Origin of the sequence: Demequina sp. NBRC 110055 (assembly GCF_002090135.1) — a bacterium.
Classification (GTDB): domain Bacteria; phylum Actinomycetota; class Actinomycetes; order Actinomycetales; family Demequinaceae; genus Demequina.
On record NZ_BBRL01000011.1, the window covers coordinates 12,856 to 31,890 of the forward strand.

Genomic DNA, 19,035 nt, shown 5'->3' on the forward strand with positions numbered 1-19,035 from the left:
ACCCTGGTGGACGTGCTGATCCTGCTCCCTCCGTCCGAAGGCAAGACCGCCCCCACCGACGGGTCTCCCGTCGACGTCGCCGCCCTGAGCCATCCCGCCCTGGCCCCCGCGCGTGAGCGGGTCGGCAACGCTTTGGCCAAGGTCAGCGGACAGCGCAACGCGTTCGACGTCCTCGACGTCGGCCCCAGTCTGGGCGCCGAGGTCGAGCGCAACCGCACTCTGTGGGACAACCCCGCCGACATCGCCGCACGGGTCTACACGGGGGTGCTGTACGAGGCCGCGGGTGCCTCGGCGTGGGGCGGCGCGGACCTTGCGCTGGCCGCCGAGCGGATCCGGATTGTGTCGGCGCTCTGGGGCGCCGTCTCCCCCGCCGACCGCATCCCCGCGTACCGGCTGTCGATGTCGACCAGCCTGGGCCGCATCGGCGCCCTCGCGTCGTTCTGGCGCCAGCACCTCGCGACCGAGTTGTCTCACCTCGCCGGCGAGGGACTCATCGTCGACTGCCGCTCGTCGTCCTATGTGGCCGCGTGGCGGCCGACCGGCCATGCGTCCGTCATGGTTCGCGTCGAGCGAGAGATGCATGGGAAGCGGACGGTCGTGAGCCACATGGCGAAGCACACGCGCGGCCTGCTCGCCGGAGTGCTCGCCACGACGGACGAGGCTCCCGAGTCCGGCGCCGACCTCGCCGACGTGGCTCGCGCCCTGCCCGGCTGCATCGACATCGCGCTGACCGATGCCGAGCTCACCATCGTGATCGCGAGCTGAGACGCCGCTAGTGCGTCGGCACCCCGAAGGCCAGCAGGTGACGCTCGGCGATCGTGCCGTCCTCGCGTACCCGCAGCTGGAGCAGCGTCAGTGACGCCGGCTGGGGCCACATGCGCGCCCAGCCATGCACGGGCATGCCCAGTGAGATCGCCACGGCCGTCTTGATCGCGACCGCATGCGAGGCCACGGCCCACGCGCGGGCGTCGTCGCTCCCCTCGGCGCACAGGGACGCGTGCTGACGCGCGGCGTCCTCGATGAAGGCATTCATTCTCAGGCCCACGTCATGCAGCGACTCGCCTCCGGGGGCGCGGTGGTCGCCCAGTCCCCACAGGCGCATGTTCTCGGGCTCTCGTCGCGTGATCTCCGCGCCCGTGAGTCCCTCCCAGTCGCCGAAGTGCACCTCGCGCACGCGCTCCTCGGTCTCGACGTGCGCGCCCACGCGCCGGCCGATCGCGCCACCGGTCTCCTGGGTACGCGTCATCGGCGAGGCGAACACGCGGCTGACGTGCGGCACGCGGTCCCAGTCCTTGCGGCCGATGCGGTAGACGGCATCGGCCGCCTTCGCCGCCTGGACACGGCCGGCGGAGTTAAGCGACGGCCCGACCTCGCCCGAGCCGGACAGCGCGTGAGTGACGGTCATGTCGGTGACGCCGTGGCGCACGAGCACCAAGGTCAGCGGGCTGACGAAGCCCTCCTGACCGAGGTCGTACAGCGAGGCGCCGCGAGCGGGCTCGGGCGCGACGTCTGAACCCGTCTCGTGGGTGTCTCCCGATGCGGCGGACGGAGAGGTCATGCCTAGGCGTCCGCCTTCCGCACCAGGATCCTTCCGCATTCCTCGCAACGCACGATGGCGTCGGGGGCGGCCGACTCGATGGCACGCAGATCCGCGGGGTTGAGCGTCATATGGCAGCCCAGGCATGTCGAGCCGCGCAGCCCCGCCGCGCCCACGCCGCCGTGGTGCGCGCGGAGCTTCTCGTACAGCGCCATCAGCGTCTCGTCGAGTCCCTCGGCTGCGAGCGCGCGCTCGGCCTCGATATCGCCGATCTCGGCGTCGATCGCCGCGATCTGCTCGTCGCGCTCGGCGCTCAGGCGCGTGATGTCCGCGGCAATGGCGTCGCGCTGGGCACGCGCCTCGTCGTGCAGCTTCTCGGCTGCCTCGAGCCGCTCCATGGCCTCAATTTCCACGTCCTCGAGGGCACTTTGGCGGCGCGCCAGCACCTCGAGCTCGCTTTGCAGTGCCTGGAGGTCCTTCGCGGAGCCTTGGCCGGACTCGAGGCGGCCGCGGTCGCGGTCGGCCCTGAGGCGCACCGCCTGCACGTCGTCCTCCGCCTTCGTCACCTCGCGGCGCAGGTCCGAGACTTCGGTGCCGCGCGCGACGGCGTCCTCCTCGAGGTCGGCGGCGCGGCCCGAGAGCTCGCGAATCTGTTCGGTGACGGGCAGGGTGTCGCGACGGTGGCGAGCCTGCTGCAGGCGCAGGTCCGCGTCCTGGACGTCAAGCAGTCGCAGCTGGTCGGCGGCGGGTGCGGTAGGCACGGGTGAGGCTCCTTGTCACGCGGACGCGTCACTCGCCGGTGAGGCGAAGTGCGCGGTCCAGGGGTCGGTGTTGAGGGTGGACACGATCGTGTCGACGCCCGCGGCGTCGGCGACGTGCTCGGCGGCGGCGGTCAGCCACGCCCACTCTGAGGCGTAGTGTGCCACGTCCACGAGGAACGGCCGGCCGTCGCCTAGGTCGGCGAGCTCGCGCGCGTCCGACGCGGGGTGGTGGCGCAGGTCAGCCGTGACGTAGACGTCTGCCCTGGCGGCCTTGGCATCGGCCAGGAATGCGTCGCCCGATCCTCCGCAGACGGCCACCGACGTGACGAGCGCATCGAGGTCGCCGGCCACGCGCACGCCGTGCGCCGTGGCGGGCAGCTTCTTCGCGACGATCTGTGCGAACTCCCCCAAGGTGAGCGGCCCGCCCAGGATGCCGATGCGTCCGGTGCCCTGGGTGGCATCGGCCGACGACGGGATGAGGGGCACAGTCGAGCGCACCCCAAGCGCCTCCGCGAGCGCCTCGGCGACCCCGCCCGAGGCGTGGTCGGCGTTGGTGTGCGCATTGAACAGGCCGATGCCGTGGGCGATGAGTTGGTGCACCACCGCCCCCTTCGAGGTCGTCACCGGCAACTGCTTCGCGCCGCGCAGCAAGAGCGGGTGGTGCGTCACGATCAGGTCCGCATCGACGTCGATCGCCTCCTGCACCACGGCGAGCGTGGGATCGACAGCGAAGAGGATGCGTCGCACGCGCGCCGTCGGGTCGCCGACCGTGAGGCCGTTGACGTCCCATTCCTCGGCGAGCGACGGGGGAAACCTGGCGTCGAGGATCTCGACGATATCTGCGACGGTGGGCATGGCCCTCACGCTACTGGGGTTTGACGCCAGGTGAATGCTCAGACTTCTCGAGCGCGGCCGTGAGTCGGTCGATCTTGCCTTCGAGTTCGGAGATCCGAGCCTGGACCTCCTCGTGCCGCGTGACCTCGCGAGCCTCGTCCTCCCGCTCGTCGGCGCCGCTCGTCAGGGCCACGAACCACGCCGCCACCGAGGCCGTCACGACACCGATGAGGGCGATGCCGACGAGCATCATCATGACGGCGATCACGCGGCCCTCGACGGACACGGGCGAGTAGTCGCCGTAGCCCACGGTCGTGACCGTGACGAAGGCCCACCACAGGGCGTCGCCAAACGTATTGATCGCGGAGTCGGTCACCTCGCGCTCCGCCGCGAGCACGGCGACCGAGCCGATCCACAGCAGGAGCACCACCGACAGCACGACGGCCTGCATGGTCTTCATGCGGCCTCGTGCCGTCGCGAACGCCGTGGCCTGCGTGAAGGCGGTGAGCACCTTCAGGGGGCGTGCCGCGGGAACGAGGACGGCGATGACGTCGATGGGGTGGGTCCACAGGAACCGCCACGACTTCTTCGAGATGATGGTGCGGATGATGAGGTCGGCCAGGAAAATGGCCCAGATGACGCCCTGGACCGTCAGCATCGTGGCGCGCACGGCGCCGGGCAGCGAGTGGAAGAAGATGATGCGACCGGACCACACGCACAGGAAGATCAGGGCGAGGGCCGCCATGGGGGCATCGGTCTTCTGGGCGTAGGCGTCGTACTTGTCGCCCATCGGCTCGGCCATCGCGGCGTTTCCCTTCGGTCGCGGACAGGTGCCTCACGCCATCGTACTGACGGCCGATGCTGTGACTGGGGAGCGCTCGCCGCTCGCTTGGGAGCGGGGCGGGGTGACGGGAGTGGGCCCTGCCGGACTCGAACCGACGACACCTGCGGTGTAAACGCAGTGCTCTAACCAACTGAGCTAAGGGCCCTGGAGTGACCATTGTGGCGCATCACGGCGCGGACGATGTCACACCCCAGTGCGACAGTGCTGTCAGATGAAAGGAGCCGTGATGACAGCCACCGCGACGACACCGACTACCGCGATACGCCCGCGCTGGAGCACCCCAGGTGACGCGCCGCACCCCGTCGCTACCGAGCAGGACATGGCCATGCGCGTCGCACGGCTCGCCATGCCCGGCAGTGGGGCGACCGTCACCCGCCCGGGCGGCGCCTATGAGGTGCGCCGCGTGCCGGGCGGGTGGGTCGTCGAACGCGAGGGCGCATCGCAGCGTTTCCGCCGTGGGGCGGAGGCCGCCCGCGCCCTGTGGGAGTGGCGCGTGTGACCGTGACGCGTCAGTCGAGCGCCGCGATGGCCTCGCGGTAGTCGTCGATGCTGCGCGCCTCACCGGTGGGGTTGCGCACCAACCATCGGACAATGCCCTCGGCGTCGATAAGGAACGTGCCACGCGTGGCTAGGCCCTTATCGTCCGAGAACACGTCATAGGCACGCGCCGCCTCGCCGTGCGGCCAGAAGTCGCTGAGCAGCGACTCGTTAAAGGCGTGCACATCTCCCCACGCCTTCATCGTGTATAGCGAGTCGCACGACACGACCGCAACGGCCACGTCCTTGTCCTCGGACAGGACACCCGCGTCGCGCAGGTCGATGAGCTCGTTCGTGCAGGTGTCGGAAAAGGCGAACGGCACGAATACCAGCAGCAGCGGCTTGCCGCGGAAGTCGGTGAGTGACACGTGGCGACCGTGCTGGTCGATGAGCGAGAATCCCGGCGCGGCGTCTCCCACCGCGGGGTGCGTCACTTCTGCCAACCCTTGTCCACCAGGCGGGTGCAGGACCAGCCGTCTCCGACGACGAAGGTCGAGGTGCCGTGGAGGCCCGCGAGCGACGACGCCTCCTGGACATCGCCGGGAAGCACGTGGCCCTTGGTGCCGGCCTTGGGTGTGAGCAGCCACACCTTGCCACCGTCATCGAGGAGCGATTGGACGTCCATCAGCAGGTCCGCGAGGTCGTCATCGCCGTCGCGGAACCACACGACGACACCATCGGTGACGTCTCCGTAGTCCTCGTCGACGAGTTCTTCGCCCGTGGCATCCGCGAGAGCGGCGCGTAGGGGCTCGTCCACGTCGTTGTCGTAGCCGAACTCCTGCAGGACCATTCCCTTGGTCAGGTCAAACCGGGCGATGACGCTGGTCGCGTCCGTGCCCTCCTGTGTCGCCACAGCGGCGCCGCTCCTCTCGTTGACGATCACACGCGGGTTCGCGCGTTGGAGTCCACAGTAGAGCCCCGCGCGTGACGGTGGCAACGGCGCCACACCGGGCGCGTCAGCGCGGACCCCAGCGTGACAATAGACTGGTCTATCGACAGAATGAGGCGGACGAGGCGGTCACGGCCGCTCCCCCACCCTCCAACTGATAGGGCGCTGCACCCCTGCGCCTGAGAGGAAGTTCACTGGTGGCTTCACACGGCGACATCGACAAGGACCCGAGCGAGACCAACGAATGGCTCGAATCGCTCGATGGGCTGATCGAGGAAGGGGGCGAATCCCGCGCCGAGTATGTGCTCGACCGCATGGTGGAGCACGCCGCCTCGAAGCAGCTCTCGGTCCCGCTGAGCCTCAACACCCCGTACGTCAACACCATCCACGCTGACGACGAGCCCGAGTTCCCCGGCGACGAGGAAATGGAGCGCCGCTACCGCGGCTGGATCCGCTGGAACGCGGCCGTCATGGTCACGCGCGCGCAGGCGGCCGGCAAGGGCGTGGGCGGCCACATCTCCTCCTACGCGTCCGTCGCGACGCTGTACGAGGTGGGCCTCAACCACTTCTTCCGCGGCAAGGACCACCCCGGCGGCGGCGACCAGGTGTACTTCCAGGGCCACGCCGCCCCCGGCGTCTACGCCCGCGGCTACGTCGAGGGCCGCTTCAGCGAGGACGACCTCGACTCGTTCCGTCAGGAGAAGTCCGGCCCCGGTCGCGGCATGTCCTCCTACCCCCACCCGCGCCTCATGCCCGACGTGTGGGAGTTCCCCACCGTGTCGATGGGCCTGGGCCCCGCCTCGGCCATCTACCAGGCGTGGACCAACCGCTACATGCACCTGCGCGGCATCAAGGACACGTCGCAGCAGCACGTGTGGGCGTTCCTCGGCGACGGCGAGATGGACGAGCCCGAGAGCCGCGGCATGCTGCAGCTCGCAGCCCACCAGGGCCTCGACAACCTCACGTTCGTCGTCAACTGCAACCTGCAGCGCCTCGACGGCCCCGTGCGCGGTAACGGCAAGATCATCCAGGAGCTCGAGGCATTCTTCCGCGGTGCCGGCTGGAACGTCATCAAGGTCGTGTGGGGCCGCAACTGGGACCCGCTGCTCAAGCGCGACGAGGATGGCGCGCTCGTCAACCTCATGAACACCGTCCCCGACGGCGACTTCCAGACCTACCGCGCCGAGTCCGGCGCCTTCATCCGTGACCAGTTTTTCGGCGGCGACCCGCGCGCCAAGGAACTCGTCAAGGACATGACGGACGACGAGATCTGGGCCCTCAAGCGAGGCGGCCACGACTACCGCAAGCTGTATGCGGCGTACGCGAAGGCCACCACGGAGGCCAACGGCAAGCCCACCGTCATTCTGGCGAAGACCATTAAGGGCTACGGCCTGGGTTCGAACTTCGCGGCGCGCAACTCGACGCACCAGATGAAGAAGCTCGCGGCGGCGGACCTCAAGGTCCTGCGCGACACCTTCGACATCCCGTTCACGGACGAGCAGCTCGAGGCCGACCCGTACAACCCGCCGTACTACCACCCCGGGTTCGAGGACCCCTCGGTCAAGTACATGCTGGAGCGCCGCCAGGCCCTCGGCGGCTTCGTGCCCGAGCGCCGCGACTCCCGCAAGGACATTGCGCTGCCGGGCGACAAGGCCTACGAGCTCCTGGCCAAGGGATCGGGCAAGCAGGAGGTCGCCACCACGATGGCGTTCGTCCGCCTGTTCAAGGACCTGGTGCGCGACAAGGAGTTCGGCCACCGCGTGGTGCCAATCATCCCCGACGAGGCCCGCACGTTCGGTCTCGACGCGATCTTCCCCTCGGCGAAGATCTTCAACACCAACGGCCAGAACTACCTCCCCGTGGACCGCGAACTCATGCTGTCCTACAAGGAGTCCGAGGCCGGCCAGATCATGCACACCGGCATCAACGAGGCCGGATCCGCGGCCGCGTTCCAGGCCGTTGGCACCGCGTACGCGACGCACGACGAGCCCCTGGTGCCGTTCTACATCTTCTACTCGATGTTCGGCTTCCAACGCACCGGCGACCAGTTCTGGGCCGCCGGTGACCAGATGACGCGTGGCTTCATCATCGGCGCCACCGCGGGCCGCACCACCCTCACGGGTGAGGGCCTCCAGCACGCCGATGGCCACTCGCCGCTCATCGCCGGCACGAACACGTCTGTGGTGCAGTACGACCCGGCGTTCGGTTACGAGATCCGCCACATCGTGCGGGACGGCCTGCAGCGCATGTACGGCAACGACGGTCGCGACCCGAACGTCATGTACTACCTCACGGTGTACAACGAGCCCATCCAGCAGCCCGCCGAGCCCGAGAACGTGGACGTCGAGGGCATCCTCAAGGGCATTTACAAGTACGCCGACGCTCCGGACGGTGACGGGCCCGAGGCCCAGATCCTCGCGTCGGGTGTGGCGGTGCCGTGGGCCCTCGAGGCTCAGGAGTTGCTGCAGCGTGACTACGGCGTGCGCGCCGCGGTCTGGTCCGTCACCAGCTGGAACGAGCTGCGTCGCGAGGCCCTTGAGGCGGAGGAGCACAACTTCCTCCACCCCGGCGAGGAGCCCCGCACCGCGTACCTCACCACCAAGTTGCAGGGTGCGGCCGGCCCGTTCGTCGCGACCAGCGACTACGACCACCTCGTCGCCGACCAGATCCGCGCCTGGGTGCCCGGCGACTACGCGACGCTCGGCGCCGACGGCTTCGGCTTCTCGGACACCCGAGCAGCGGCTCGTCGCTACTTCAAGATCGACGGCCCCTCGACGGCGGTCAAGGTGCTCCAGCGTCTCGCCGCAGCGGGCCAGGTGGAACGCCACCTCGTCCAGGACGCGATCAACCGCTACGAACTGCACGACGTCCGCAAGGGCACGTCCGGTAACGCCGGCGGCGACGCCTAAGCGTCACCTGCCTCACGACGAAGCCCGCTCTCGCCTCGGCGAGGGCGGGCTTCGTCGTGGGGGCGGCCGATGCCGTGGCTGGCTCTCAGCCCCGGCGCGGCTCCCCCGAGTCGTCGCCTGCATCGGTGTCGGGCTCGCTCGTGCCGTTGGCGTCGTCGTCGATGTCGCCGTCCGACGCGTCGCCGTCACCAGCGTCGAGCGCATCGGCGTCTTCGGGCGTACCACGATCGTCAGCCGGCTCGGCGACGGGGAAAGCCTCCTCCCCTGCGGCCATCACCTCGGGGTCAGCTTCGGACTCGCCCGCGAGCTCGGCGTGCGTGGCGTCGGGTGCGGAGTCCGGCGCGCCCGTCGACGGAGCGCTCGTGCCGGTATCGCGCGTGCTCGTGTCCCGTGAGCTCGTGTCGCCCGAGCCCGAGCTTCGTGAACCAGCGGTGCTCGAACCGGAGGAACTGGACGAGCGCCCCGAGCCCTCCCGCGTGCTCCCGTCCGGCTCGGTGCCCGTGCGCCCCTCTTTACGCTCGTCCCGCTCACGCGGCGAGGCGGCCGCCGTGGCGGCAGCGGCATCGGCCGTGGTGCGCGGGTCGCGACGTGCGGCCTCGGGGTCCCCCGTGACCTGCTCGGGCTGCTCCGCCATCGAACCCGAGCGGAACGTCGCCCGCGAGGTGCCGCCCGTCGTGGTGAGGCGATCGGTGGTGGGGTTCGACGCGTGCCGGCGCGAGACGACGAGCGAGCGCGCGGTGTGCACCATCGCCCACGCGATGAGCACCACGGTGAGACCCAGCAGAGCCCACAGCGTGATCGCGAGCGTGCCTACGAAGGCTCCCGCGTGCGCGACACGCACGTAGGCATCGGCCTCGCACCCTCCCGTCGAGCCCTCGAGGTCACCCGCAAAGTGATACGGACCCGTCAGCGGGAAACCCACCGCGTCCCGCACCACCTGCTCGCGCGCGGCCACCGAGTCCTCGCCGGTGAGGTCGAGCTGCCCCGAGTATGGGTCCTGGCCGTTCCACAGTGGGATGGCGAAACCACCGAGCATCAGCGCCGCAGAGGGGCGCGCATCGGTCAGCTCCGCATCGGTGCTCGCGCTCCAGGCCACGGTGTCGTCCTGGGTGACGTCAAAGGGGTCGGTCGCCGAGGTCTGCCCGGGGCCGCGCGGGTCGGGCTCGAGCGACGAGGTCGCCTGGGCGTAGCAGCCGGAACTGAGCGATCCCGTCCCCGTGTACTCCGGGATACCCGTGAGCGCCACGCCTGCACACAAGGCGGCGATCACCATGGCCGTGGCGAAGCGCCCGGTGGCGTGACGCGGCGCGAGGGTCGTCAGCCACGAGGTGAGCGCTATCGACACGGCAACGATGCCGAACAGAGGGAGCCGGTCTGGCGGCGTCACGCCCAAAATCCACAGCAGGGCGGACACCACCACCCCGAGGAGCAGGCCCAACAGGACACCGAGCAGAGGCTTAGGTCGTGGCGTCGTCACCGTCGTCGTCATGCCTCACGCTAACCCGAACGCGAACGAAACGCCTGGAAGAAGGCGACCACGGCATCGGCCTACCGCAGCGCACGTTGTAGGGAACCGACAAATGAACCGTATGATCTCCACATGTCCCAGACACCGGCCCGCGTCGAGACGCTGCGGCGACTGAGGGCCGCGACGGGGCGGCTCGCGACTGCCGCGCTGCGCCGCCTGGACGCCGAGTACCCGTGGTTTAGGGCATTGCCGGCTCAGGAGCGTTCGTGGGTGGGCACGGTGGCGCAGGCCGGTATCTCATCCTTCGTCGCCTGGTATGCCGACCCGCAACACAGCCACCGCAGCGCCACCGAGGTGTTCGCCGCCGCGCCGCCCGAGCTGACGCGATCGGTCTCTCTTCAGCACACCCTGTCGATTGTGCGCACGGTGGTCGAGGTCGTCGAGAGCCACTCAGACGAGTTCGCCTCGCCCGGCAACGAGGTCGAGGTGCGCCAGGCGATCCTGCTGTACTCGCGAGAGATCGCGTTCTCCGCTGCCGAGGTCTACGCGCGCGCCGCGGAATCGCGTGGTGCGTGGGATGCGCGGCTCGAGGCCCTCGTGGTCGACGCGCTGGTACGCGGCGAGGTGGACGATGACGTGCCGTCGCGCGCCGCGGCGCTCGGCTGGAACCCGGGGCCCACCCTCGTGATGGTGGGCACCACTGACGGGGCGCTCGGCGAGGTGCAGTCCGCGGAGCTGCGGCGCACCCTGCGCCGCATCGCTCCTGGTGCGCTGGTCGGCATCCACGGAGAGGACCTCATCGTGATCGCGCGCTCCGACGACGATCACGGCGCACTCACGCGCCAATTACTGACGAGCTTTGGGCCCGGCCCCGTCGTGCTGGGCTCACCTGCCATCACCCTGGTGGAGGTGGCACGAGCCACCCGCGCCGCCGTCGCGGGCGTCGCGGCCGCTCCCGCCTGGTCGCTCGCCCCGCGCCCGGTGGGTGCCGATGAACTCCTTCCCGAACGCGTGCTGGTGGGAGACGCGGCCGCTCGAGAGCGCCTCATCGCGATTGCGTACGACCCGATTCAGCGTGCCGGCGGCTCATTGCAGGAGACCGTGGCGACCTATCTCGACTGCGGGCGCTCCCTCGAGGTGGCGGCTCGGAGCATGTTCGTGCACGCCAACACCGTCCGCTACCGGCTCCGCAAGGTCGCCGAGATGACCGGGTGGGACGTGCTCGCCCACCGCGACGCGCACGTGCTCGAAACGGCGTTCAAACTGGGCAGGCTGCGGGACGCCCGACGCCCGTCGTTGTAGGACACCTACAAATCTGGCCAGGCGAATCCGTGGCGCGGCGGGCGCACGTGGGCGTCCGCGTGGGGGATGCTAGGGAGCATGATTGCCGTTCTTTGTCCCGGTCAGGGTGCGCAAACCCCCGGAATGCTCACCCCCTGGCTCGAGATCGATGCGGTCGCCGAGTCCCTCGCCGCGTTGTCGGAAGCCACAGCCGTCGACCTCATCGCCCACGGCACCACCTCTGACGCCGACACCATCCGTGACACCGCGATCGCACAGCCGCTGCTGGTCGCGACGGCTCTCGCCACCGGCCGCGCGGTGCTCGGCGACGTCACCCCCGGGTTGGTCGCGGGCCACTCGGTGGGCGAACTTGGAGCGGCGGCGCTCGCCGGTGTCATGACGGACGCCGAGGCGGTGCGCCTCGTCACCGTACGCGGCAACGCGATGGCCGAGGCCGCCGCCAGCGCCGAGCCCACCTCGATGGCTGCCGTGCTCGGCGGCGTCGAGGAGGACGTTCTCGCGCGCCTGACGGACCTGGGCCTCACCCCCGCGAACATGAACGGCGGCGGCCAAATCGTCGCCGCGGGCGCCAAGGCGGGTATCGATGCCCTGCTTGCCGACGCCCCCGCCCGCACGCGAGTGATCGAACTGCAGGTCGCCGGCGCGTTCCACACCTCGTATATGGAGCCCGCCGTCGCGGCGCTCGAGGCGGCGGCAACTGCCATCACTCCCGCGACGCCCACGGCCACGTTGCTGTCCAACGCGGACGGCGAGGCTGTCGCCGACGGCACCGACGCGCTCACGCGGATCGTCCGTCAGGTCGCCAACCCCGTCCGGTGGGACCTGTGCCAGGCCCGTATGCTCGAGGCGGGCGTGACCGGCATCATCGAGGTTGCCCCCGGCGGCGTGCTGACCGGATTGGCCAAGCGCTCACTTAAGGGCATCCCCGCCGTCGCCCTCAAGTCCCCCGACGACCTCGACGCCGCCCGTGAACTGCTGAAGGAGCACGCGTGACCTCCCTGAACATCAAGCGCGGAGCAGAGTTCACGCGCATCCTCGGCCTGGGCGTGGCCCGCGGCGAGAACGCCGTGCCCAACGAGGACCTCATCGAGCCCATCAACTCGTCCGACGAGTGGATCCGCAAGATGACCGGGATCGCGACGCGCGTGCGCGCCGACAAGGACACGTCCGTGCTGGACCTGTCCGAGAAGGCCGCCCGCGACGCCATCGCCCACGCGGGCATCAGCGCCGACGAGATCGACACGGTCATCCTGTCGACGATCACGTATCCGCATATGACCCCTGGTGGCGCGCCCATCGTCGCCGACCGCTTGGGGCTTACCGCCGCCGCGTATGACATCTCGGCCGCGTGCGCGGGGTACTGCTACGGCATCGCGCAGGCGGACGCCTTTGTGCGCGCGGGCACCGCCCGCAATGTGCTGGTCATCGGCGCGGAGAAGATGAGCGACTTCGTCGACCCCGCCGACCGCTCGATTTCCTACCTGCTCGGCGACGCCGCCGGCGCGGTCGTCATCGGCGCCTCAGACACGCCGGGCATCGGCCCTACCGTGTGGGGTTCGGACGGCTCGGGCGCCCAGCTGATCCGTCAGACCTCGTCGTGGCTCGACGTGCGCGACAACCCCGAGACCGCGTTCCCGACCCTGTTCCAGGAGGGCCCGAGCGTCTTCAAGTGGGCGTCGTTCAAGATGGCACCGGTCGCGCTCGAGGCGATCGAGGCCGCGGGCGTCACCCCGGGCGACATCAAGGCGTTCATCCCCCACCAGGCCAACGTGCGCATCATCGACCAGATGGTGAAGCAGATCGGGCTGCCCGACACGGTCGTGGTCGGCAAGGACATCGTGGACTCTGGCAACACGTCCGCCGCCTCCATCCCGCTGGCCACCGAGCGCCTCAAGCGCGACGGCCTGGTCCAGTCGGGCGACCTCGCCCTGCAGATTGGCTTCGGCGCCGGCCTGGTCTACGCCGCGCAGGTGGTGGTCCTGCCGTAAGCGGGCGGGCCGTCATAGAGTCACAGTCGTTCCAAACGAACTACCCATCCCCCAACACAAGGAGAACCAGCATGGCTGACACCAACGAGATCCTCGCCGGCCTCGCCGAGATCGTCGCCGAGGAGACCGGCCTCGACGCCGCCGAGGTGACCGCGGAGAAGTCCTTCACCGACGACCTCGACATCGACTCGCTGTCGATGATGACCATCGTCACCCTCGCCGAGGAGAAGTTCGACGTGCGTATCCCCGACGAGGAGGTCAAGAACCTGACCACCGTCGGCGACGCCGTCACCTTCATCGAGGGCGCGCAGAAGTAACCCCCTCTTTTCCCTGATCGACCATCACTGGAGCTGCACATGACTGAAGTCGTCGTCACCGGACTCGGGACGACCTCGCCGCTGGGCGGGGACGTCGCCACGACCTGGGAGGGCGCGCTGGCCGGACGGTCGGGCGTGTCGACCCTCGACAACGACTGGGCCGAGACCTACGGCATGGCCGTGAACTTCGCCGGCCAGCTCGCTGTGCAGCCCAGTGAGGTCCTCAGCCGGCCCGAGACCAAGCGCATGGACCCGTCCGCCCAGATGGCGATCGTGGCGACGCGTGAGGCGTGGGCCGACGCCGGTTCGCCCGAGGTCGACCCCGAGCGCCTGGGCGCCGTGGTCTCCTCGGGCATCGGCGGCGTGTGGACGCTGCTGAGCGCGTGGGACACCATGAAGGAGAAGGGCGCCTCGCGCGTGCTTCCCATGACGGTGCCGATGCTCATGCCCAACTCCCCCGCCGCGTACGTCTCGCTCGAGCTCACCGCTCGGGCCGGCGCTCACGCCCCCGTCTCGGCCTGCGCCTCCGGCGCAGAGGCCATCGCGATGGGCTACGAGATGATCCAGCAGGGCCGCGCCGACGTCGTGGTGTGTGGAGGAACCGAGGCGGCGATTCACCCGCTGCCCATCTCCTCCTTCGCCGCGATGGCAGCGCTGTCCAAGCGCAACGACGACCCCCAGGGCGCCTCGCGCCCGTACGACACCGAGCGCGATGGCTTTGTGCTGGGTGAGGGCTCCGGCATCGTGGTGCTCGAGTCCGCCGAGCACGCCGCCGCCCGCGGCGCCCGGGTCTACGCCAAGCTCCTCGGTTTGGGCCGCACCGCTGACGGGCACCACATCGCCGCCCCCGAGCCCGAGGGCAAGGGGCAGACCCGCGCGATGCAGCAGGCGCTGGAGATGGCGGGCCTCGCCGTCACCGACATCGCGCACGTCAACGCGCACGCGACCTCCACCCCGGTGGGCGACATGATCGAGGCGCGCGCCATCCGCGGCCTGCTGGGCTCGCACTCGGACCAGGTGCTGCTGAGCGCCACCAAGTCCATGACCGGCCACCTCCTCGGCGGCGCGGGCGCGCTCGAATCGGTCTTCACGATCAAGGCCCTCCAGGAGCGCGTCGCTCCCCCGACCATCAACGTCACCTCGCCCGACCCCGAACTCGAGGTCGACCTGGTGCGCGACACCCCGCGCGCGCTGCCCGCCGAGGGTCAGCTCGCCGCGATCAACAACTCGTTCGGCTTCGGCGGCCACAACGTCGCCCTAGTGTTCGGCACCGCCTGACACCCGGCACAGCCGCAGCACGAGGCCCGGCCGTCCCGTTCAGGGGCCGCCGGGCCTTCTGCTCTCCAGGCCGCCATCGGTTTGGCCCACACGTGGGACACAGGTGGCCCCATGTGACTCAGAAGCTGTGCACAGGGCGCACATGCGTCACGTGCGTCCCAACTGTGGGCCAAACCGATGGGGGGCGGGTCAGACCTCCGCGGGCGTGGCCTGGTGGAAGCGCAGCTTCCAGCGCCCGTCGTTCGTCCACACGGAGGTGCGGTGGGCGGCGCCGCGGGGGGCGCGCTCCGGCACCGAGGTGTACGTCACGAGGGCCACGTCCTCACAGATCGCCACGGCGGAGAATCCGCGCAGCGGGAACTGGATGTCGATCTCGATGGGGCGCAGGTCGAGCGTGTCCTCACGCGTGTACGTGCGGCCGGACTGGCCCACCTCGTGGAAGTTCTCGGCGAGGATGGCCTCCATGTAGCGGCGGTCGAACCGAGTTTCGGGTCGCCACATCGCCTCCTCCATGGCTTGGAGGGTGAGGGCTTCGTCGTGCGCAAGTTCCATCATGCGAGTCGCGCGGTCGTGCGGAAGGTCATGCGGCGGGACTTTACCCCACGCGGTGTAGCCATCGCACGGGGGCGCCGGCACCCGCGTAGCGGAACGGCTCCAGCTCCTCGTCCCAGGCGGTGCCGAGCGCAAGGTCCATGGCGCGACGGAACTCGGTGACCGTGCCGGCGTTGTCGAGCGCGGCGCGAATACGGTCCTCGGGCACCACGACGTTGCCGTGGACGTCGGTGACGGCGTGGAAGATTCCCAGCGAGGGGGTGTGCGACCACCGTGCACCATCGGCGCCGAAGGACGGGTCCTCCGTGACCTCGTAGCGCACGTGCTCCCAACCGCGCAGGGCCGAGGCGAGGCGCGCACCGGTGCCGGGCTGGCCCTGCCACGCGACCTCGGCGCGGAAGAGCGACGTGCCGGCGGGCTGGTCGGTCCATTCAAAGGAGGCGCGCGAACCCAGCACGGACTGGGCGGCCCACTCGATGTGAGGGCACATCGCACGGGTCGCCGAATGCACGAAAAGCACACCGCGGGTGATGGTAGCCATGACCCTTCCTTCCTCTTGAGGTGCGTCTTCCCCTACGACCTCATCCGAAGAAACAGTCAGCGTCAGCCCCGGTGTGCTCCTATCGTGCCTGACGGGGAACCAAATTGCCAGTCCCGCCACGCCCCCAGCGCACATCCATGTGCGACGCTGGTGACATGTCCGCGCATGTCATGACCGTCGCACAGATCCGCGAGGCGGAAGGGGTCGCGATGGCGTCCGTGAGCGAAGACACCTTGATGGCCAGGGCGGCCGATGCCGTGGCTGCCGAAGCCGAGATGATGCTCGCCGATGCACGGGGTCGCCTGGCAGGCGCCAGGGTCGCCGTGATGGTGGGGGCGGGCAACAACGGTGGTGATGCGTTGCTCGCGGCCGCCCGTCTGCAGCATCGTGGTTGCCGGGTGACCGCCGTCATGGTCGCGGACCGCTCGCATGAGCGTTCCCGGCTTGAGGCGCTCGACGCCGGGGTAACGACCGTCGACGCGACCGACTATCCCCACATCGCGCAGATGGCCGTGGAGCGAGCGGACCTCGTCATCGATGGGATCGTGGGGATCGGTTCGTCGCCCGGCCTACGCTCCCCCGCCGACGCGCTCGTGGCGAGCGTCGGAGCGGACACCCCTGTGCTTGCGGTCGACATTCCGAGCGGCCTCGATGCCGACTCGGGCGCGGCGGACGCCACCCATGTGCGGGCGGACGCGACCGTGACCTTCACGGCGCTCAAGGCTTGCCTAGTCGAAGAGCCCGCGCGGGCATCGACCGGACGAGTCATCGTGGCCGACGTGGGAGTGCCGAGGCGTTAGGCCCGATCAGTCCTGCTCGAGCGACTCGCGCAGTTCGCGCATCGCACGCTTGCGCACGTCCTTCGCGAGGCGGTCCAGGTACAGGTGGCCGTCGAGGTGGTCGACCTCGTGGTTGATGAGGCGCGCCCAGATCTCCTCGCCCTCGACCACAACCTCGTTGCCCTCGAGATCGGTGCCGACGGCCTTCGAGTAGGAAGGCCGCTCGCACGGGTACCACAGGCCCGGCACGGAGAGGCAGCCTTCCTCACCCAGTTCCTGGTACTCGGTGGACTTCTCCACGATCTCGGGGTTCAGGATGTAGCCGATGTCCCCGTCGATGTTCCACGAGAATGCGCGCAGCGAAACACCGATCTGGTTGGCGGCGAGGCCCGCGCGGCCCTCGTAGTCGACGGTCTCGAGAAGGTCGTCGACGAGGGTGCGAACCCGGTCGTCGATGGTGGTGATGGGGTCGCACACCGTGCGCAGCACGGGGTCGCCGGTCACTCGAATGTCACGCATGGCCATGGTATGGGATTGTCTCACGGCCGATGGGCTGGCGAGCATTCGTGCTGGTGTCGCCTTGATTCCCGCGCACGCTGTGCCACGCTGGGAGCATGAGCGACACGCGCGGCTGGGGCGCGGACCAGGTCCGCGAGCGCTGGGCTGTGCCCGGCACAGACGACGATAAATACTCTCGGGGTGTGGTGGGCGTCATCGCGGGGTCGGAGGCCTATCCGGGAGCCGCGGCTCTCGTCGTCTCCGGCGCGGCCCGGGCCGGTGCCGGCATGGTGCGCTACGTAGGACCGATGCGCGCCCAGAACCTCGTTCTCACCCACCGGCCGGAAACCGTCGTCCATGATCCGGGGGATGCCGCCGAGCGGCTCCCGCGCGCCCAGGCGTGGGTCGTGGGACCTGGGGTTGCCGACTACCCGGAGCAGGACGCCGCGATCGGTGCCGCGATGGCGGCGGGCGTCCCCCTCGTGGTCGATGCGGGCGCGCTCGAGGCCGTGGCCAAGGCCCGCGCCGCCGGCTCGCGCGAGGCGGCCGCGGACCGGGTCCTCCTCACCCCGCACGCCGAGGAACTCATGCGCACCCTCAACGCCCTGCGTCACGACGTCTCGATCGGCGACGTGCGTGCCGACCGCGAGGGCCATGCACGGCTGCTCGCCGAGACGGCCCGCGCCACCGTACTGCTCAAGGGTTCGCGCACCGTCGTCGCCTCCCCCGGCGGCACCGTGACCGTACTGCCCGAGGCGCCCGCGTGGCTCGCCACCGCGGGATCGGGTGACGTGCTGGCCGGTATCGCCGGCACGGCGTTGGCGAGCGGGATGACGGCGGCCGATGCCGGGGCATGCGCCGCGTGGCTCCACGGCCGAGCAGCGCACCTCGTGGGCGACGGCGGGCCACTCGTGGCGCTCGATATCGCCCTCGCGGTGCCGCGGGCGATCGCTGCGCTGTGGTCAGAATCCTGAGGAATACCTGTCCGGCTTGGTGGCGTTCTCCTTCGCGTCCGCAAGTCCGATCACGAAGGAGAACATCATGAGTGGAACTGACCGTCTGAGCAACGCCGCCGAGGACGCCAAGGGCAAGCTCAAGGAGGGCTTCGGTAAGGCCACCGACAACGAGCAGATGGAGGCCGAGGGCAAGGCAGACCAGGCCAAGGCCGACCTCAAGGACAAGGTCGAGGACGGCAAGGACGCGGTCGCCGAGAAGTACAACGACCTCACCGACAGGAACGAAAACGACGCCTAACGCGTCGCCTCACGACAGGAGGGGCGCGAGATCCACAGTGGTCTCGCGCCCCTCCTGTCGTCTGGGCTACGGATCGATCAGGGTGATCGCGAAGCGCGCGGACCGCGAGAAGGTGAGGCCCTCGGCCTTTCGCACCGCGGCCTTGACGGGGAGGATGTACGAGCCCTGGTCCTGCGAGGGAAACATCGACGTGTCCCACGTGGTCGAGCCCACAGTGACCCTCACCTTCACGGCACCGAAACCACGCCTGAGGCCGCTTTGGCGTTCCTCGACCTCGTCCGCGATGTCCTCGGGAAGCGTCACGAACGCCCAGGTCTGCGCGCGGGCCTTCCACGCCCACAGCTCGCCGGCGAACTCGTAGTCGCTCACGGCGCGCCGAACATCGTGATGGAGGCGACGCGTGCAGTCTTGCCATGGCCGCCATAGGTGACGAGGTGACAGAACTCCTCGGCCTTGTCTCCGCGGATCAGCACCCCCGTGGCAGCGACGAACGTGCCGTGGCTGAACACCAGGTCGAGGCGCAGCCCCGTCAGTCCGTCCGGCCCCAGCATCCCGATCACGCTGTCGACAGCTTTCGCTCCCTCGACGCTCGTTCCGCCGGCGTGCCGGGCGACGAAACCCGGCTCTACCGCCGCCTCGAAGGCGTCGCGCTGGCCCGTTGCTGCCGCCACGATGAGATCCCTCACCTGCGCCTGCTTGGGCGCGTTGCCGCAGTCGGGCGTGATCTCGATGTCCACCATGAGCCCC

General features: G+C 69.6%; 23 protein-coding genes and 1 tRNA gene. 11 read left to right on the forward strand and 13 right to left on the reverse strand.

From position 1 onward, the window contains the following. Positions 1-12 precede the first annotated feature (12 nt). Positions 13-765, forward strand: a complete 753-nt coding sequence (locus tag B7K24_RS12205; protein WP_084130730.1) for a YaaA family protein — start codon at positions 13-15, stop codon at positions 763-765. 7 nt (positions 766-772) lie between these two features. Here B7K24_RS12205 and B7K24_RS12210 read toward each other — a convergent pair whose 3' ends face one another. The 5 genes from B7K24_RS12210 to B7K24_RS12230 form a co-directional block, all read right to left on the reverse strand. Further along, positions 773-1,558, reverse strand: coding sequence for a histidine phosphatase family protein (locus B7K24_RS12210; protein WP_159449243.1), 786 nt, complete (start codon positions 1,556-1,558; stop codon positions 773-775). A 2-nt stretch (positions 1,559-1,560) separates the two neighbouring features. After that, positions 1,561-2,298 (reverse strand): zinc ribbon domain-containing protein, encoded by a 738-nt coding sequence (locus B7K24_RS12215; RefSeq protein ID WP_084130619.1) that lies wholly within the window; start codon positions 2,296-2,298, stop codon positions 1,561-1,563. Between the two features lie 15 nt (positions 2,299-2,313). Continuing rightward, positions 2,314-3,153, reverse strand: a complete 840-nt coding sequence (locus tag B7K24_RS12220; RefSeq protein ID WP_084130731.1) for a Nif3-like dinuclear metal center hexameric protein — start codon at positions 3,151-3,153, stop codon at positions 2,314-2,316. 10 nt (positions 3,154-3,163) lie between these two features. Beyond that, positions 3,164-3,934, reverse strand: a complete 771-nt coding sequence (locus B7K24_RS12225) for a potassium channel family protein (RefSeq protein WP_084130620.1) — start codon at positions 3,932-3,934, stop codon at positions 3,164-3,166. A 113-nt stretch (positions 3,935-4,047) separates the two neighbouring features. Further along, positions 4,048-4,121: transfer RNA gene (locus tag B7K24_RS12230), tRNA-Val, on the reverse strand. Positions 4,122-4,202: 81 nt separating this feature from the next. Between B7K24_RS12230 and B7K24_RS12235 the strand changes: the two genes are divergently transcribed. Beyond that, positions 4,203-4,475, forward strand: coding sequence for a hypothetical protein (locus B7K24_RS12235; protein ID WP_084130621.1), 273 nt, complete (start codon positions 4,203-4,205; stop codon positions 4,473-4,475). Between the two features lie 10 nt (positions 4,476-4,485). On the opposite strand, the gene B7K24_RS12240 is transcribed toward B7K24_RS12235, so the two are convergent. Both B7K24_RS12240 and B7K24_RS12245 read right to left on the reverse strand, forming a co-directional pair. After that, on the reverse strand, positions 4,486-4,947 hold the full coding sequence (locus B7K24_RS12240; RefSeq protein ID WP_234986703.1) for a redoxin domain-containing protein: 462 nt from the start codon (positions 4,945-4,947) through the stop codon (positions 4,486-4,488). After that, a complete protein-coding gene (locus B7K24_RS12245; protein ID WP_255372789.1) occupies positions 4,944-5,366 on the reverse strand; it encodes a DUF3052 domain-containing protein in 423 nt (140 codons plus the stop codon). Before B7K24_RS12245 ends, B7K24_RS12240 begins: the two co-directional genes overlap by 4 nt. A 233-nt stretch (positions 5,367-5,599) precedes the next feature. Between B7K24_RS12245 and aceE the strand changes: the two genes are divergently transcribed. Beyond that, positions 5,600-8,311, forward strand: coding sequence for a pyruvate dehydrogenase (acetyl-transferring), homodimeric type (gene aceE / locus B7K24_RS12250; RefSeq protein WP_234986704.1), 2,712 nt, complete (start codon positions 5,600-5,602; stop codon positions 8,309-8,311). Between the two features lie 85 nt (positions 8,312-8,396). Here aceE and B7K24_RS12255 read toward each other — a convergent pair whose 3' ends face one another. Then, positions 8,397-9,800 (reverse strand): hypothetical protein, encoded by a 1,404-nt coding sequence (locus B7K24_RS12255; protein WP_084130624.1) that lies wholly within the window; start codon positions 9,798-9,800, stop codon positions 8,397-8,399. A 111-nt stretch (positions 9,801-9,911) separates the two neighbouring features. Here B7K24_RS12255 and B7K24_RS12260 point away from each other — a divergent pair, with 111 nt between their 5' ends. From B7K24_RS12260 to fabF, 5 genes are all read left to right on the forward strand, one after another. Next, the gene (locus B7K24_RS12260; RefSeq protein ID WP_084130625.1) at positions 9,912-11,081 is read left to right on the forward strand and encodes a CdaR family transcriptional regulator; all 1,170 of its coding nucleotides are present in this window, start codon (positions 9,912-9,914) and stop codon (positions 11,079-11,081) included. 78 nt (positions 11,082-11,159) lie between these two features. Continuing rightward, positions 11,160-12,074, forward strand: coding sequence for an ACP S-malonyltransferase (locus B7K24_RS12265; protein ID WP_084130626.1), 915 nt, complete (start codon positions 11,160-11,162; stop codon positions 12,072-12,074). Beyond that, the gene (locus B7K24_RS12270; protein WP_084130627.1) at positions 12,071-13,069 is read left to right on the forward strand and encodes a beta-ketoacyl-ACP synthase III; all 999 of its coding nucleotides are present in this window, start codon (positions 12,071-12,073) and stop codon (positions 13,067-13,069) included. Before B7K24_RS12265 ends, B7K24_RS12270 begins: the two co-directional genes overlap by 4 nt. 71 nt (positions 13,070-13,140) lie before the next feature. Next, positions 13,141-13,386, forward strand: coding sequence for an acyl carrier protein (locus tag B7K24_RS12275; protein WP_084102078.1), 246 nt, complete (start codon positions 13,141-13,143; stop codon positions 13,384-13,386). A gap of 39 nt (positions 13,387-13,425) precedes the next feature. Next, entirely contained in the window at positions 13,426-14,664 is a 1,239-nt protein-coding gene (fabF, locus tag B7K24_RS12280) for a beta-ketoacyl-ACP synthase II (RefSeq protein WP_084130628.1), read from the forward strand. 189 nt (positions 14,665-14,853) lie between these two features. On the opposite strand, the gene B7K24_RS12285 is transcribed toward fabF, so the two are convergent. Both B7K24_RS12285 and B7K24_RS12290 read right to left on the reverse strand, forming a co-directional pair. Then, a complete protein-coding gene (locus B7K24_RS12285) occupies positions 14,854-15,216 on the reverse strand; it encodes a DUF4440 domain-containing protein (RefSeq protein WP_159449244.1) in 363 nt (120 codons plus the stop codon). Between the two features lie 43 nt (positions 15,217-15,259). Continuing rightward, positions 15,260-15,757 (reverse strand): DUF3145 domain-containing protein, encoded by a 498-nt coding sequence (locus tag B7K24_RS12290; RefSeq protein ID WP_084130630.1) that lies wholly within the window; start codon positions 15,755-15,757, stop codon positions 15,260-15,262. A 155-nt stretch (positions 15,758-15,912) separates the two neighbouring features. Between B7K24_RS12290 and B7K24_RS12295 the strand changes: the two genes are divergently transcribed. Next, positions 15,913-16,557, forward strand: a complete 645-nt coding sequence (locus B7K24_RS12295) for an NAD(P)H-hydrate epimerase (protein WP_159449245.1) — start codon at positions 15,913-15,915, stop codon at positions 16,555-16,557. Between the two features lie 6 nt (positions 16,558-16,563). Here B7K24_RS12295 and def read toward each other — a convergent pair whose 3' ends face one another. Continuing rightward, positions 16,564-17,061: a peptide deformylase gene (gene def, locus B7K24_RS12300; RefSeq protein WP_084130632.1), complete on the reverse strand. Its 498-nt coding sequence runs from the start codon at positions 17,059-17,061 to the stop codon at positions 16,564-16,566. Between the two features lie 89 nt (positions 17,062-17,150). Here def and B7K24_RS12305 point away from each other — a divergent pair, with 89 nt between their 5' ends. Further along, entirely contained in the window at positions 17,151-18,008 is an 858-nt protein-coding gene (locus B7K24_RS12305) for an NAD(P)H-hydrate dehydratase (RefSeq protein WP_084130633.1), read from the forward strand. 67 nt (positions 18,009-18,075) lie between these two features. After that, the gene (locus B7K24_RS12310) at positions 18,076-18,288 is read left to right on the forward strand and encodes a CsbD family protein (protein ID WP_084130733.1); all 213 of its coding nucleotides are present in this window, start codon (positions 18,076-18,078) and stop codon (positions 18,286-18,288) included. 66 nt (positions 18,289-18,354) lie between these two features. Here the strand turns inward: B7K24_RS12310 and B7K24_RS12315 are convergent, their stop codons facing one another. Then, complete coding sequence (locus B7K24_RS12315; RefSeq protein ID WP_084130634.1) at positions 18,355-18,657, reverse strand: DUF1905 domain-containing protein; 303 nt, start codon at positions 18,655-18,657, stop codon at positions 18,355-18,357. Then, complete coding sequence (locus tag B7K24_RS12320; RefSeq protein ID WP_144268300.1) at positions 18,654-19,028, reverse strand: hypothetical protein; 375 nt, start codon at positions 19,026-19,028, stop codon at positions 18,654-18,656. The genes B7K24_RS12315 and B7K24_RS12320 overlap by 4 nt, the downstream gene beginning before the upstream one ends. Between the last annotated feature and the right edge of the window lie 7 nt (positions 19,029-19,035).

What these genes read in the sequence shown, in the direction of transcription:
- B7K24_RS12275 (WP_084102078.1), top strand. Translation starts at nt 13,141, where the DNA reads ATGGCTGACACCAACGAGATCCTCGCCGGCCTCGCCGAGATCGTCGCC.
- B7K24_RS12220 (WP_084130731.1), bottom strand. Translation starts at nt 3,153, where the DNA reads ATGCCCACCGTCGCAGATATCGTCGAGATCCTCGACGCCAGGTTTCCC.
- B7K24_RS12255 (WP_084130624.1), bottom strand. Translation starts at nt 9,800, where the DNA reads ATGACGACGACGGTGACGACGCCACGACCTAAGCCTCTGCTCGGTGTC.
- B7K24_RS12290 (WP_084130630.1), bottom strand. Translation starts at nt 15,757, where the DNA reads ATGGCTACCATCACCCGCGGTGTGCTTTTCGTGCATTCGGCGACCCGT.
- B7K24_RS12225 (WP_084130620.1), bottom strand. Translation starts at nt 3,934, where the DNA reads ATGGCCGAGCCGATGGGCGACAAGTACGACGCCTACGCCCAGAAGACC.
- B7K24_RS12285 (WP_159449244.1), bottom strand. Translation starts at nt 15,216, where the DNA reads ATGGAACTTGCGCACGACGAAGCCCTCACCCTCCAAGCCATGGAGGAG.
- B7K24_RS12260 (WP_084130625.1), top strand. Translation starts at nt 9,912, where the DNA reads ATGTCCCAGACACCGGCCCGCGTCGAGACGCTGCGGCGACTGAGGGCC.
- fabF (WP_084130628.1), top strand. Translation starts at nt 13,426, where the DNA reads ATGACTGAAGTCGTCGTCACCGGACTCGGGACGACCTCGCCGCTGGGC.
- B7K24_RS12305 (WP_084130633.1), top strand. Translation starts at nt 17,151, where the DNA reads ATGAGCGACACGCGCGGCTGGGGCGCGGACCAGGTCCGCGAGCGCTGG.
- B7K24_RS12235 (WP_084130621.1), top strand. Translation starts at nt 4,203, where the DNA reads ATGACAGCCACCGCGACGACACCGACTACCGCGATACGCCCGCGCTGG.
- B7K24_RS12210 (WP_159449243.1), bottom strand. Translation starts at nt 1,558, where the DNA reads ATGACCTCTCCGTCCGCCGCATCGGGAGACACCCACGAGACGGGTTCA.
- B7K24_RS12295 (WP_159449245.1), top strand. Translation starts at nt 15,913, where the DNA reads ATGTCCGCGCATGTCATGACCGTCGCACAGATCCGCGAGGCGGAAGGG.
- B7K24_RS12320 (WP_144268300.1), bottom strand. Translation starts at nt 19,028, where the DNA reads ATGGTGGACATCGAGATCACGCCCGACTGCGGCAACGCGCCCAAGCAG.
- def (WP_084130632.1), bottom strand. Translation starts at nt 17,061, where the DNA reads ATGGCCATGCGTGACATTCGAGTGACCGGCGACCCCGTGCTGCGCACG.
- B7K24_RS12310 (WP_084130733.1), top strand. Translation starts at nt 18,076, where the DNA reads ATGAGTGGAACTGACCGTCTGAGCAACGCCGCCGAGGACGCCAAGGGC.
- B7K24_RS12265 (WP_084130626.1), top strand. Translation starts at nt 11,160, where the DNA reads ATGATTGCCGTTCTTTGTCCCGGTCAGGGTGCGCAAACCCCCGGAATG.